The sequence below is a fragment of the Scandinavium hiltneri genome (assembly GCF_024764835.1).
GTDB lineage: Bacteria > Pseudomonadota > Gammaproteobacteria > Enterobacterales > Enterobacteriaceae > Scandinavium > Scandinavium hiltneri.
Genome location: NZ_JALIGE010000074.1, coordinates 109,909 through 124,178, shown reverse-complemented (window position 1 = coordinate 124,178; position 14,270 = coordinate 109,909). Strand labels below are relative to the sequence as shown.

Sequence of the window (14,270 nt, the reverse complement as noted above, 5' to 3'; positions counted from 1 at the left end):
TGTTAACGAGAAAGAGGCTGCGGGTTAGACGGTGTACTCAGCAGGTCACCGTTCTGAGTCTGCGGCAGCATGTGCTGCTGCGAACTGTTCAGTGTTCTGTCACTGTTGCTTAACATCCCGCCGCGGGTATTCGGCAGCACCTGCTCCCCCGGCTGGCCGTTCAGGACCCGCTGCTGGTTGCTGTTCATCTGCGTTTGCAAATGCTGCTGCTGAACTTGGTTTTGGTTCTGTAGCTGCTGGTTCAACATCCCTTTCTGCTGTTGCTGCTGCGTATTCATTTCAGTCTGCATCCGCTGCTGGCTCGGGATCACATACCCCGGCTGGTTGGGGTTGTTGGTCGTATTGATTGGCTGTGCTAAAACGGCAAACGGCATGAGTGCCGCAAGAAAGAATAACCTGTTCATTGTGTCCTCCTCCCCGAAAGGGGCTTCCCTTAAGTTTACCTCCAATTGTCCATTTCGATGATTTTTTAGGAATTCTGCACCCGGCTGAGCGGGCGTATAAAGTTCTGGTGACCAGCATGTGGAAGGCGGTATCGGGCGTGGTTTTACGCTGTTGACGCCTCTTTGCCCACCCTTTAGCAATACTTCTTCGGCATTAAAAAACTCCTGAACATGACTGATAATATTCCATTAATTATATTGTATCTTCCCTTTTTGATGTTTATAAAATCCATCAACAATAGATTACAGACTACTGATTATTAAACTTGGAAACGGAGATGTTTTTATTGATAAATTAAGGTGGTTTCTGTACATGTCATCTTCATATAAATGTGGTGGAATATCTTCCAGCTTAAAAATGGTTTTTGTTGACCATCCGTACGGTCTGATTTGTCGATGTATTTTAGCGAAGGCTGCTTTGGGTGGAGATAAAATGATAATGGTTGATTGGGCGCAGCGGAGATAATTAAGGTTACTATACAGGGTGGGGTCTTCATAGACTGGTGATGGCAAACATTCTAAAAGAATATATTTGTATTTTCTAAATAATGAGTGATTCATGACTGAGTCAGTAATGCTTCCCTTAATATCTGGATTCATTTTTGGATCGGTGTCTACTGTGTCAGTCTGGGCATGAACACCGCAATGATTATGGTTTAAGCCACATCCAATAATAAGTCTATTCCTACGGGGCAATACACGATTTAATATCCACATAACTTTCTGTGAAGCCTCTTTTTAATGTTCTCGGTGAAATTCTAAAATGACAATCGAAGGCGTGTGTAATAAACCCCTTTCAATATTTAGCTGCGGATGATGTACAAAAAAATTATCACCTTCATCGTGATCCAAATCAAGGTGTATTTTTTGTCCATAGAATGAATTAATCATTTAATAAAATGCTCATTGAAGACATTGAAATTTTTCCAGATAAGTGGGTTAGATGACTTATCATGATAAATCCCTTTTATTTTAATTGGTTTTCATTTTCTAACAGTATTGTCTATAACAATGATTTTTTAGACATTTTGCACCAGGCTTAAGCGGGAACACAACACACAACACCCATCACCTGGAGAATAACAATGACAGAAACGCGTTTTTGGCGCGGGGCGGCGATTGCTGCTCTGCTGGCAGGAGGGACGTTCAGCGTGGCGGCGACCGAGCCGTCGCCCGCTGCACCGCCGGTGTCTTACGGCGTGGAAGAGGACGTTTTCCACCCGGTAACGGCCCAGAAGGGTATGGTCGCATCGGTGGATGAAACGGCGACGAAAGTCGGCGTGGAGATACTGAAACAGGGCGGGAATGCGGTGGATGCCGCAGTCGCCGTGGGTTATGCGCTGGCGGTCACGCACCCGCAGGCAGGGAACCTAGGCGGCGGTGGCTTTATGCTGCTGCGCACTAAAGACGGCAAAACCACATCGATCGACTTCCGTGAAATGGCCCCCGCGCAGGCCACTCGCGATATGTTCCTCGACGATCAGGGCAACCCCGACAGCAAAAAATCGCTGACTTCACACCTGGCATCCGGCACACCGGGCACCGTGGCCGGTTTCTCGCTGGCATTGAAAGAGTACGGCACTATGCCGCTCAACAAAGTGGTGCGCCCGGCCATCAAGCTCGCGAAAGAGGGCTTTATCGTTAACGATGCGCTGGCGGGTGACCTGAAAACCTACGGGCCTGAAGTCATTCCTCAACACGAAAACAGCAAAGCCATTTTCTGGAAAGACGGCGAGCCGCTGAAAAAAGGTGACAAGCTGGTGCAGGCCAATCTGGCGAAAAGCCTGGAGATGATTGCTGAAAACGGGCCGGACGCGTTTTATAAAGGGGCAATTGCCGATCAGATTGCCGATGAAATGAAAAAGAACGGCGGGCTGATAACCAAAGAGGACCTGGCGAATTACAAAGCGGTGGAGCGTGAGCCCATCAGCGGCGACTACCGCGGCTATCAGGTGTTCTCCATGCCGCCGCCGTCTTCCGGGGGCATTCATATCGTTGAAATTCTGAATATTCTGGAAAACTTCGATATGCATAAATACGGCTTCGGTAGCGCCGATGCGATGCAAATCATGGCGGAAGCCGAGAAACATGCTTACGCCGATCGTTCGGAATACCTCGGCGATCCGGATTTCGTCAAAGTGCCGTGGCAGGCGCTGACCAGCAAAGCCTATGCAAAATCCATTGCTGATGAAATCGACATCAACAAAGCCAAACCGTCGAGCCAGATCCGTCCGGGGAAACTCGCGCCGTATGAAAGCAACCAGACCACCCATTTCTCGGTGGTGGACAAAGACGGCAACGCGGTGGCGGTGACGTATACGCTCAACACGACCTTTGGCACTGGCATCGTGGCGGGCAATACCGGCATCCTGATGAACAACCAGATGGACGACTTCTCAGCCAAACCGGGCGTGCCGAACGTGTACGGCCTTGTCGGCGGGGATGCGAACGCCGTCGGCCCGCATAAGCGCCCGCTGTCCTCGATGTCACCGACTATCGTCGTGAAAGACGGTAAAACCTGGCTGGTAACCGGCAGCCCGGGTGGTAGCCGCATTATCACCACTGTGCTGCAAATGGTGGTGAATTCTATCGACTTTGGGATGAACGTCGCCGAAGCGACTAACGCGCCGCGTTTCCATCACCAATGGCTGCCGGATGAGCTATGGGTGGAGAAGGGCTTTAGCCCGGATACACTGAAGCTGCTGGCGGATAAAGGTCAGAAGGTGGCGGTGAAAGAAGCGATGGGCAGCACCCAGAGCATCATGGTTGGCCCGGACGGCACACTGTACGGTGCGTCGGACCCGCGTTCCGTGGATGATTTAACGGCAGGGTACTGATTTACGTTGTGGCCCGATAAATAACGGTCGGGCCACATTTGTTATTTTAATTAATTTCGTGACTGTCATTTTCTTGATTACTATTACCGATTAATCTAATAAAAATAAAATCAATAATCGCGCTCATTATTTATATCGGGAGGGATAAAACACGCCTATTATCCCTGTATTGATAGTGGTCATTTAAAACCATAACAAGCCAGGGATGCCAGGATGAGTGATATTATTTATTTAACCCTTGAAGGAGAGTTTCAAGGAAAAATATCTGCAGGCTGTGGCACGGCGGCCTCAATAGGAAACCGTTATCAGCACGGACATGAAGATCAGATATTTGTGTTTAGTTTGTCAGGGACGATGGTTAACACCGGGATGGGCGTCAATCACCAGGGCATTCGCTTCTGTAAAACGCTGGATAAATGCACCCCGCTGCTGATGAATGCCATTAACAATAATGAAAGCCTGAAAATGGTATTCGATATTTACCGAATCAATAGAACCGGCCATTGGGAAAAGTATTATCGTATTGAATTACGGGGGGCCAGGCTCCAGGGTATCCATACCCGAATTGTCGTAAATGATATGGATTATGAATATATTTCGCTGAGCTATGACTATATTTTTTGCCAACATATTATAAGCGGAACCGAATTCAGTTATCTGGTGACGCCGGATAACTACAACGCTCTGTTCCCGGTGGCGCTGAAAATTGTGGCGCCGCCGGAACCACCCGTTCGCCATATCACGCTGGCGATCGGCGTTTTCTTTGATGGTACCGGCAATAACGCGGTGAATACCCGAAATATGCAGGCCGCCTTTACCGCACAGCATTTTGATCTCAACAGCCCGGATGCACAAAGCATTCTTATGAGGAATGCATCCGAACAAATGGGCGTCAGCGGAACCGGGGCGACGAGCTATCTGGGCGATTACTCGAATATTCACTGGTTGAATGAGTTGTATCAGCATGAATTCCCATCTGAGAGCTGTGACCTTCAAGGTAAAATTTATGTGGAGGGTATTGGTACGCGGGCGGGTGAGCCGGATGATTTGATGGGGTTGGTGTTTGGCACCGCGGATACAGGGGTGATCGCTAAAACCGATGACGCGGTGGCACAACTGGCTGCGAAAATCACGACAGCACTGGCTCTATTTGAAGGCAAATTCATCGTCGACACATTGCTGTTTGATATTTTTGGCTTTAGCCGTGGGGCGGCGGCAGCCCGGCACTTCGCCAATCGGATCCAGTCTGAGGATCGCGGCATCATCAACGCCATCGCCGCAGGGATGAAAGATGTCACCTATAGCGGGCCTGCCGCAGGGCAGACCCGCTTTATCGGCCTGTTTGATACCGTCGCGGCGATTGGCACGCCAACCAATGGGTTGAACCCCCATAGCGCCGACACCGGGGAGGTTAATCTCCGCCTGCGTCCAGGCGTGGCGCAGAAGGTGTTTCAAATCACCGCACAGCATGAGTGCCGCTATAACTTTGCCCTCAACAGTGTCGCCCCGGCCTGGCCGGAGCTGGCGCTGCCGGGTGTACACTCCGATATCGGCGGCGGCTATTTACCGCAGGTGCGTGAAGACCTGTTTATCACCCGCCCTCAGGTGGAAACCCTACCCTTGAACCAGCCGGGCGAGCAGTCGCGTACTTACCATCAGACGATGGCGCAACTGCGGGTGATGGAGAACTCCCCATCAATTATGCCAATCATTCGCACCAACCCTATTACGCCAGACATTTGGGCTGACAACAATGTGCCAACCGATCGCTATGGGCAGATGCAAAAACGCAGTTTTGCCGCACTGACGCTGCGCCAGCGGGTGGTCAAAAGCGACTGGTCGAAGGTGGTACTGCGGGTGATGCTCGACGCGGCGAAAGACGCGGGGGCGAGGTTTGATGATATTGCGCAGATTAAAACACTGGAGGTCCCAGCTGAACTAGCGCTGTCTGGTGAACGTGCGCAGCAGATGGGGAAAGCGGCTCGTTTTAGGCAGTCAGTAAATGGGTTTAGTGCTGAGGAAATCGATGCGATCGCCAAAGACTATATCCACTGTTCGGCACACTGGAATGCCGTCACCCTCAACGAATCGGGAGAGCTGCAGGGCGGGACATCCGCTTCTGAGCTGATTGGGTTTGTTAATCGACCGGAAGAAGGGTGGCTTCGAACAATCTATAACATGGACGGTAAAAAAAGATGAAATTACGAAAAACTCTGATCGTTACGTTACTGTTTGCCGCTGCCGGTTGCAGTGGCCCCAAAACGTACCCCTTACAGTCAAAACAGGCGGCCAGCGGCGACTGGACGTTACCCTATGGCGAATGGGTGTTTTCTTTTGAAACCCCGGCTAACCTGCCAGCTCAAGTATCCCATGCCCGGGTCATTGATACCGATGGTTATCTTTACACTTTCAACACGCTTGATAGTACGGGCGAAGATCCCGATTCTGTAGGAAAATGGGCAAATATGAGGCGTAATGGAGGTGCAAATTTCAATAAAGTCAAAAAACCACCGCAGTATATGGTGTTCTGCTGGGATTCGTTGATTGATAAAAAAACCTATGAAACCAGCGTGGTGTTTTCGCCTGAGACCTGGCAGCGTATGAAAACCCCGGTCGCTCAAAGCGATGGCGGGAGACACTCCGACTGGTATGACTTTATGGTTTTTGGTCTGGCTCCGGAAGGAAAAGTCAGGATTGGTTTGCCTGATACTGCTAATTACCCCACCCCCCTGATCAAGCCGATCAACCTGCAAACCCGTTCTGGCGCAGATCTGACTCTCTGTAAGGGGAAAACCAGACACCCGGACGGTTATGATGACATCGAGTCCATTCAGAATTTTATTAAGGGGAAAACTTATCCCTATGGAGATTGGGATTAATTCCGGCGACTTGCCGGGTGTTTGACGCCCGGCGATCTTCGTTCCAATGGATCACTTCATCCGTGCCATAAAATACGCATCCACATACTCACCATCACGAAGCGCATATTGTTTCCCGGTGCCTTCCACCTCGAAACCGAACTTGCGATACAGACCAATGGCTAACGGATTATCGACGAACACCGTCAATTCAATCCGTTCAACGCGCAGCCAGTTATCACACAGATTCACCATCTCACGTACCAGCGCGCTGCCAACCCCGCGATTCTGGAACTCCGATGCAATGCTAATCCCAAACGTCGCCACGTGACTGCGACGCGGGTTTTCCATGACATCCAACACCAGATGACCCACCACGCGCTCATCAATGCACGCCACGAGCTGGCGTCTGCCTGGTTTACGTGCCACGCGTTCGTGCCACATCTCCATCGATGGATGAGGAAATTGTAGCGTCGAGTGATAAACATCCGCATGCGTATGCATCTGATGTAAAGCTGCGGCGTCGGTGGCTTCAACGTGGCGGACGATTATCTCACTCGTGTTCATTCCTCTTCTCCTTTGTGTTTCCCCGTCATACTTCGAGCTGCAGATGTGTTGGCTGCACCTGTTCGCCCCAGTCACTTACTTCAGTAAGCTCCTGGGGCCTCTCAGGCTTGCCGCCTTTCTGCAACTCGAATTATTTAGGGGAATATTGATTTTCTCTTTCAACATCCCTGAATGAAAAAATTTCGTCAACCGCTGTTTTTTATCAAAAATGGGTAGACAAGTGCGAATGATAATGATTATTATTGCCATGCGTTCAGGGAGATCCCTTACGGAGAACCTGAAAGCACGACATTGCTCACATTGCTTCCAGTTTTGTAGCCAGCCTTGCGCTGGCTTTTTTTTATTTTTAACCTGGCTCACTTGCCATTTTGTCCACGGGAAGTGCTCGGGCTCCTCACGTACATTAAGTACGCTCCGGGCCCTGCGCGCTTTCCGGGAACAAACTGTCTGCGCCGCCGACGGTTAAAAGGATATGTCTGCTTTCCTCGTATTCCAGTATGGTAGGGGTAATTCAAAGTCAAAAAGGACTGAGCCATGACCCTACATTGTGCATTTATTGGTTTCGGAAAAAGCACCACTCGCTATCACCTCCCGTACGTCCTTAACCGCAAAAACAGCTGGCATGTGGCGCATATTTATCGTCGCAGTCCGAAGCCGGAAGAGCAGCATCCGCAATATCAGCACATTCATTTCACCAGCGACCTGAACGACGTTTTGAACGATCCGCAGGTCAAGCTGGTGGTGGTCTGTACGCATGCCGACAGCCATTTTGATTATGCGAAACGGGCGCTGGAAGCCGGGAAAAACGTGCTGGTGGAAAAACCGTTCACCCCGACGCTCGCCGAGGCGAAAGCGCTGTTTGCGTTGGCAAAAGAAAAAGGGCTGACGGTCACGCCGTACCAGAACCGTCGCTTTGACTCCTGCTTCCTGACCGCGAAAAAGGTGATTGAGAGCGGCAAACTCGGCGAGTTGGTTGAAATTGAGAGCCATTTCGACATGTACCGTCCGGTAGCGGAAACCAAACCGGGACTGCCGCAGGACGGCGCGTTTTACGGCCTGGGCGTGCACACCATGGACCAGATAATCTCCCTGTTTGGTCGCCCAAATAACGTTGCCTACGACATCCGCAGCCTGCGCAATAAAGCTAACCCGGACGATACCTTTGAAGCGCAGCTGTTCTACGGCGACCTGAAAGCCATCGTCAAAACCAGCCATCTGGTGAAAATCGATTACCCGAAATTTATCGTCCACGGCACCAAAGGTTCGTACCTGAAATACGGCATTGACCAGCAGGAAACCAGCCTCAAGGCCAACATCATGCCGGGTGAACCAGACTTTGGCGCAGATGACAGCATCGGACAGATCGAGTACATGAACGCTGAAGGCGTCAGCGTGCGTGAAGAGGTGAAACCGGAAACTGGCGACTATGGCCGGGTCTACGACGCGCTGTACGACACGCTTAAAAACGGTGCACCGAATTACGTCAAGGAAACTGACGTTCTCACCAACCTTGAGATCCTCGAACGGGCCTTCGAGCAGGCTTCTCCTGCCACAATAACCCTCGCAAAATAAGCGGACTTGGCTCCTCTGAAGTTGTTCATAAATTTTGAACAGAGGAGTCAATTTTCACCCACTATCATCCTTAACGGTTCCGGTCCACACTCACTCCATCGAAACGAACACGGAGTTAGACATCATGATTTTCTTACGCAAAGCAAACGAACGTGGCCATGCAAATCACGGCTGGCTGGACTCCTGGCATACCTTCTCGTTCGCCAATTATTACGACGCGAATTTCATGGGCTTCTCTGCGCTTCGTGTCATTAACGACGATGTGATTGATGCCGGTCAGGGCTTCGGCACTCACCCGCACAAAGATATGGAAATCCTGACCTACGTGCTGGAAGGGGCCGTGGAGCACGAAGACAGCATGGGCAACAAAGAGCAGGTGCCCGCCGGTGAATTCCAGATAATGAGCGCCGGGACCGGCGTGCGTCATTCGGAGTATAACCCGAGTAAAACGGACAAATTGCACCTGTATCAAATCTGGATTATTCCGCAAGAAACCGGCATAACGCCGCGCTATGAGCAGCGTCGTTTTGACGCCGAGCAAGGCAAACAGCTGGTGCTGTCGCCAGATGCGCGTGACGGTTCCCTGAAAGTGAACCAGGACATGGAACTCTATCGCTGGGCGCTGCTGAAAGATGAGCAGTCGGTGCATCAGATTTTGGCTGACCGTCGGGTGTGGATTCAGGTTGTGAAAGGTGAAGTGTCTATTAACGGCACCAAAGCGACCACTGCCGATGGCCTGGCCATCTGGGATGAGCAGGCAATTTCGGTCCATGCCGACAGTGATGCTGAAATTTTGCTGTTCGATCTGCCGCCGGTATGATCCTGATTAAATAAATTTCAGAACCTTTCCCCAAGGGGGGAAGGTTCTGCTGCGTCCATGATAAACTGAGGAAATGTTCCCCCTTTATCAGCCTCTGGACGATGAAAAAGAAAAGACCCGTACTTCAGGATGTTGCCGATCGCGTCGGCGTGACCAAAATGACGGTCAGTCGTTTTCTGCGTAACCCGGAACAGGTTTCCGAGGCGCTGCGCGGCAAAATTGCTATCGCTCTTGATGAACTGGGTTACATCCCCAACCGCGCCCCGGACATTTTGTCCAACTCGACCAGCCGCGCGATTGGTGTCCTTCTTCCTTCACTGACCAACCAGGTTTTCGCGGAAGTGCTAAAAGGCATTGAAAGCGTGACCGATGCCTATGGCTACCAGGCCATGCTCGCCCACTACGGCTACAAACCGGAAATGGAAGAGGAGCGTCTGGAGTCGATGCTCTCCTGGAACATCGACGGGCTGATCCTTTCTGAGCGCACCCACACTGCGCGCACCCGCAAAATGATTGAAGTGTCCGGCATTCCAGTGGTTGAACTGATGGACAGCCAGTCGCCGTGCATCGATATCGCCGTCGGTTTCGATAACTTCGAAGCCGCCCGCCAGATGACTGCCACCATCATTTCGCGCGGTCATCGTCATATCGCCTATCTTGGCGCACGCCTCGATGAACGCACCATCATCAAACAGCAGGGCTACGAGCAAGCGATGAACGAAGCGGGCCTCACGCCGTACAGCGTGATGGTTGAGCAATCGTCATCGTACTCCTCCGGGATTGAGCTGATGCGCCAGGCGCGTCGTGAATATCCGCAGCTCGACGGTATTTTCTGCACCAACGATGACCTTGCGGTCGGTGCGGCGTTTGAATGTCAGCGCCTGGGCTTAAAAATCCCCGACGACATGGCGATTGCCGGTTTCCACGGCCACGATATCGGCCAGGTGATGGAGCCGCGCCTGGCGAGCGTATTGACCCCGCGTGAACGCATGGGCCGCATCGGCGCTGAGCGCCTGCTGGCGCGCATTCGTGGTGAAATTGTTACGCCTAAGATGTTAGATTTAGGTTTCACATTGTCACCAGGCGGATCAATTTAAACTGACAAGTTTGAAGTAGATCACACAACGCAGTTTATCGTCCGGATGGTTATTGCTTATCCACAAGCCCGGCAGGACAATGTTACCGATAACAGTTACCCGTAACAAATCGACCTGTGGGAGCAACGCTTTGAGCACGACTAACCATGATCACCATGTCTACGTTTTGATGGGCGTCTCTGGTAGCGGTAAATCCGCCGTCGCCAGCGAAGTGGCCTATCAGCTGCACGCCGCGTTTCTTGATGGCGACTTTCTCCATCCGCGTAGCAATATCGTCAAAATGTCCTCCGGCGAAGCGCTGAACGACGACGACCGCAAACCGTGGCTGCAGGCCCTGAACGACGCCGCTTTCGCGATGCAGCGCACCAATAAAGTGTCGCTGGTAGTCTGTTCAGCCCTGAAAAAAACCTACCGCGACCTGCTGCGCGAAGGCAATCCGAACCTCTCCTTTATCTACATGAAGGGTGATTTCGACGTTATCGAAAGCCGCCTGAAAGCGCGTAAAGGTCACTTCTTCAAAACCCAAATGCTGGTCACGCAGTTTGAAACGCTGCAAGAGCCGGGCGCGGACGAAGCCGACGTGTTGGTGGTTGATATCGATCAGCCGCTGGAAGGCGTTGTCGCCAGTACCATTGAGTTAATCAACAAAGGCAGTAAGTCGTGACTACATTAACGCTTGTTTTAACGGCAGTCGGCTCGGTATTGCTGCTGCTGTTTTTAGTCATGAAGGCCCGTATGCACGCCTTCGTTGCTTTGATGGTGGTGTCTATTGGTGCAGGGCTTTTCTCGGGGATGCCGCTCGATAAAATCGCTGACACTATGCAAAAAGGGATGGGCGGCACGCTCGGCTTCCTCGCGATCGTGGTCGCGCTGGGGGCCATGTTTGGCAAGATTCTGCACGAGACCGGCGCGGTCGATCAGATTGCCGTCAAAATGCTGAAGTCCTTCGGGCACAGTCGGGCGCATTACGCGATAGGCCTCGCAGGGCTTATCTGTGCGCTGCCGCTGTTCTTCGAAGTGGCTATCGTGCTGCTGATTAGCGTCGCGTTTTCCATGGCGCGTCACACCGGAACCAACCTGGTGAAACTGGTGATTCCTCTGTTTGCGGGCGTGGCTGCAGCTGCGGCGTTCCTGCTGCCTGGGCCCGCGCCGATGCTGCTGGCTTCGCAAATGCACGCTGATTTTGGCTGGATGATTTTGATTGGCCTGTGTGCGGCCATCCCTGGGATGATCATCGCCGGGCCGCTGTGGGGTAATTTCATCAGCCGTCACGTTGAGCTGCACATTCCGGACGATATCTCCGAGCCGCATCTGGGCGAAGGTAAAATGCCGAGCTTTGGTTTCAGCCTCGCGCTGATCCTGCTGCCGCTGGTGCTGGTTGGCCTGAAAACCATTGCGGCTCACTTTGTGCCGCAAGGTTCTACGGCGTATGAGTGGTTCGAGTTTATCGGTCATCCGTTTACCGCAATCCTCGTCGCGTGTCTGGTGGCGATTTACGGTCTGGCGATGCGTCAGGGCATGCCGAAAGACCGGGTGATGGAAATCTGCGGTGCGGCGCTGCAACCGGCGGGTATTATTCTGCTGGTGATCGGTGCGGGCGGCGTGTTCAAACAGGTACTGGTGGATTCCGGTGTAGGTCCGGCGCTCGGTGAAGCGTTGACCGGCATGGGCCTGCCGATTGCCATTACCTGCTTCGTACTGGCGGCCGCGGTGCGCATCATTCAGGGTTCCGCTACCGTTGCGTGTCTGACGGCGGTCGGTCTGGTGATGCCTGTCATTGAGCAGCTGCATTACAGCGGTGCGCAGATGGCCGCTCTGTCTATCTGTATCGCGGGCGGTTCAATCGTTGTGAGCCACGTAAACGACGCGGGCTTCTGGCTGTTCGGTAAGTTTACCGGCGCGACCGAAGCACAAACGCTGAAAACATGGACGTTGATGGAAACCATTCTGGGGACCGTGGGTGCGATTGTCGGGATGATTGCGTTTACGCTGTTGAGCTAAGTGGCGAACATTTGCCCGGCGGCGCTGAAGCTTGCCGGGCCTACGCTTTTCTCCCTCGCCCCTTTGGGGGGAGGGGATTTAGCCCTTCATCCACACCCGAATGCCGTCGAGGAACATCTGGGTCGCCAGCATCACCAGAATCAACCCCATCAGTCGTTCCAGCGCATTCACGCCTTTCTCGCCAAGCAGGCGTAAAAACAGCCCTGACTGCAGCAAAATCGCCACCGTGCCGCCCCAGGCGAGCATCAGCGCGAGCACCAAATGGCTCATCTTATTGGGATACTGATGCGACAGCAGCATCAGCGTCGCCAGCAAAGACGGCCCGGCAACTAACGGAATAGCCAGCGGGACGATAAACGGTTCTTCCCCCGCCGGTAAGCCGTTACTGCCGCCCTCGTTGCCGGGAAAAATCATCTTTATGGCAATCAGGAACAAAATGATGCCGCCAGAAATAGAAACGGTCTCCGCGCTTAGGTTCAGGAACGCGAGGATTTTCTCTCCTGCGAACAGGAAAATGAGCATGATAAGCAGGGCGATTAATAGCTCACGTATCATGATCGCTCGACGGCGCTTAGGCTCTGTATGCTTCAGCACCGACATAAAAATCGGCAGGTTCCCCAGTGGATCCATAATCAGGATCAACAGCACCGCCGCGGAAAGAATTTCACTCATTGCATAGTTCCCTGATAATCGTGTTTTACACGGTAGATACGCGTTTAAAATTAACGCGTTAAATAAGTTATGTTACTTAATCATGACCCATTATTGATTTTTTTCACTTGCGACTTTGGCTGCATTTTGTAATGTGAGGGATACCCTGCCTTCTTTTGATAGAAACGGGGTCAGCACAACAGCACACACCTCTGCAGGAACACACGCTATGAAAAATGTTGGTTTTATCGGCTGGCGCGGAATGGTCGGCTCTGTACTCATGCAACGCATGGTAGAAGAGCGCGATTTTGACGCCATCCGCCCGGTCTTCTTCTCCACCTCTCAGTTCGGTCAGGCTGCGCCTGCATTCGGCACTCAGCCTGCCGGCACGCTGCAGGATGCTTTCGACCTGGAGGCACTGAAGGCGCTCGACATCATTGTCACCTGCCAGGGCGGCGATTATACCAACGAAATCTATCCAAAGCTGCGTGAAAGCGGCTGGCAGGGTTACTGGATTGATGCGGCCTCTTCGCTGCGCATGAATGACGACGCCATTATTATTCTGGATCCGGTTAACCAGGCTGTCATTACCGACGGCCTCAATAACGGCGTAAAAACGTTTGTTGGTGGAAACTGTACCGTCAGCCTGATGCTGATGTCCCTCGGCGGCCTGTTCGCAGAAGATCTGGTGGAGTGGGCGTCTGTCGCCACCTATCAGGCTGCCTCCGGCGGCGGCGCGCGTCATATGCGTGAACTGCTGAGCCAAATGGGCGCGCTGCACCACTACGTTGCGGATGAACTGGCTAACCCGGCGTCGGCCATTCTGGATATCGAACGCAAAGTCACGGCACTTTCCCGCAGCGGCGACCTGCCTGTCGACAACTTCGGCGTACCGCTGGCCGGGAGCCTGATCCCGTGGATCGACAAACAGCTCGATAACGGCCAGAGCCGCGAAGAGTGGAAAGGGCAGGCTGAGACCAACAAAATTCTTGCGACCCAGAACGTGATTCCAGTTGATGGTCTGTGCGTGCGTATCGGCGCGCTGCGCTGTCACAGCCAGGCCTTCACCCTCAAACTGAAGAAAGACGTGTCGATCCCGACCGTGGAAGAACTGCTGGCGGCGCACAATCCGTGGGCCAAAGTGGTGCCAAACGATCGCGACATCACTATGCGCGAACTGACTCCAGCGGCGGTCACCGGCACATTGAGCACGCCGGTCGGGCGGTTGCGTAAACTGAATATGGGGCCGGAGTATCTCTCCGCTTTCACCGTCGGCGATCAGCTCCTCTGGGGCGCCGCCGAGCCGCTACGCCGCATGTTGAGGCAATTAGCGTAACGAAATGAAAAAAGGGGTGCTGAGTCACCCCTTTTTTGTGCCTGTCGCTTTATACGTATTACGTATTTCCTTCATTTTTACCAGGAGT

Annotated in this window: 12 protein-coding genes; 9 read left to right on the top strand and 3 right to left on the bottom strand. The window is 52.6% G+C overall.

What is annotated here, in order from left to right; genetic code table 11:
* Positions 1-2: 2 nt before the first annotated feature.
* Positions 3-404, bottom strand: coding sequence for a DUF2756 family protein (locus MUU47_RS13560; RefSeq protein WP_258988692.1), 402 nt, complete (start codon positions 402-404; stop codon positions 3-5).
* Between the two features lie 1,124 nt (positions 405-1,528).
* On the opposite strand from MUU47_RS13560, the gene ggt reads away from it, so the two are divergent.
* From ggt to MUU47_RS13545, 3 genes are all read left to right on the top strand, one after another.
* Positions 1,529-3,280, top strand: a complete 1,752-nt coding sequence (gene ggt, locus MUU47_RS13555; protein WP_258988691.1) for a gamma-glutamyltransferase — start codon at positions 1,529-1,531, stop codon at positions 3,278-3,280.
* Positions 3,281-3,493: 213 nt separating this feature from the next.
* Complete coding sequence (tssD, locus tag MUU47_RS13550; RefSeq protein WP_258988690.1) at positions 3,494-5,479, top strand: type VI secretion system tube protein TssD; 1,986 nt, start codon at positions 3,494-3,496, stop codon at positions 5,477-5,479.
* Positions 5,476-6,159, top strand: a complete 684-nt coding sequence (locus MUU47_RS13545; RefSeq protein WP_258988689.1) for a DUF2931 family protein — start codon at positions 5,476-5,478, stop codon at positions 6,157-6,159. Before tssD ends, MUU47_RS13545 begins: the two co-directional genes overlap by 4 nt.
* Before the next feature lie 51 nt (positions 6,160-6,210).
* Here MUU47_RS13545 and yhhY read toward each other — a convergent pair whose 3' ends face one another.
* Positions 6,211-6,705 carry an N-acetyltransferase gene (yhhY, locus tag MUU47_RS13540; RefSeq protein WP_258988688.1) on the bottom strand — a complete coding sequence of 165 codons (495 nt, stop codon included), beginning with the start codon at positions 6,703-6,705 and terminating at the stop codon, positions 6,211-6,213.
* 534 nt (positions 6,706-7,239) lie between these two features.
* Here yhhY and MUU47_RS13535 point away from each other — a divergent pair.
* The 5 genes from MUU47_RS13535 (at position 7,240) to gntU (ending at position 12,195) form a co-directional block, all read left to right on the top strand.
* Entirely contained in the window at positions 7,240-8,277 is a 1,038-nt protein-coding gene (locus MUU47_RS13535) for an oxidoreductase (protein WP_258988687.1), read from the top strand.
* Between the two features lie 124 nt (positions 8,278-8,401).
* Entirely contained in the window at positions 8,402-9,097 is a 696-nt protein-coding gene (locus MUU47_RS13530) for a pirin family protein (protein WP_258988686.1), read from the top strand.
* Positions 9,098-9,198: 101 nt separating this feature from the next.
* The gene (gntR, locus tag MUU47_RS13525) at positions 9,199-10,194 is read left to right on the top strand and encodes a gluconate operon transcriptional repressor GntR (RefSeq protein ID WP_258965682.1); all 996 of its coding nucleotides are present in this window, start codon (positions 9,199-9,201) and stop codon (positions 10,192-10,194) included.
* A 130-nt stretch (positions 10,195-10,324) separates the two neighbouring features.
* Positions 10,325-10,858, top strand: a complete 534-nt coding sequence (gene gntK / locus MUU47_RS13520; protein WP_258988684.1) for a gluconokinase — start codon at positions 10,325-10,327, stop codon at positions 10,856-10,858.
* Positions 10,855-12,195 carry a gluconate transporter gene (gntU, locus tag MUU47_RS13515; protein WP_110511819.1) on the top strand — a complete coding sequence of 447 codons (1,341 nt, stop codon included), beginning with the start codon at positions 10,855-10,857 and terminating at the stop codon, positions 12,193-12,195. The genes gntK and gntU overlap by 4 nt, the downstream gene beginning before the upstream one ends.
* Positions 12,196-12,273: 78 nt before the next feature.
* Here gntU and MUU47_RS13510 read toward each other — a convergent pair whose 3' ends face one another.
* Positions 12,274-12,867 carry a YhgN family NAAT transporter gene (locus MUU47_RS13510; protein ID WP_258988683.1) on the bottom strand — a complete coding sequence of 198 codons (594 nt, stop codon included), beginning with the start codon at positions 12,865-12,867 and terminating at the stop codon, positions 12,274-12,276.
* A 208-nt stretch (positions 12,868-13,075) separates the two neighbouring features.
* Here MUU47_RS13510 and asd point away from each other — a divergent pair, with 208 nt between their 5' ends.
* Positions 13,076-14,182 carry an aspartate-semialdehyde dehydrogenase gene (gene asd, locus MUU47_RS13505; protein WP_258988682.1) on the top strand — a complete coding sequence of 369 codons (1,107 nt, stop codon included), beginning with the start codon at positions 13,076-13,078 and terminating at the stop codon, positions 14,180-14,182.
* The last annotated feature ends 88 nt before the right edge of the window (positions 14,183-14,270 follow it).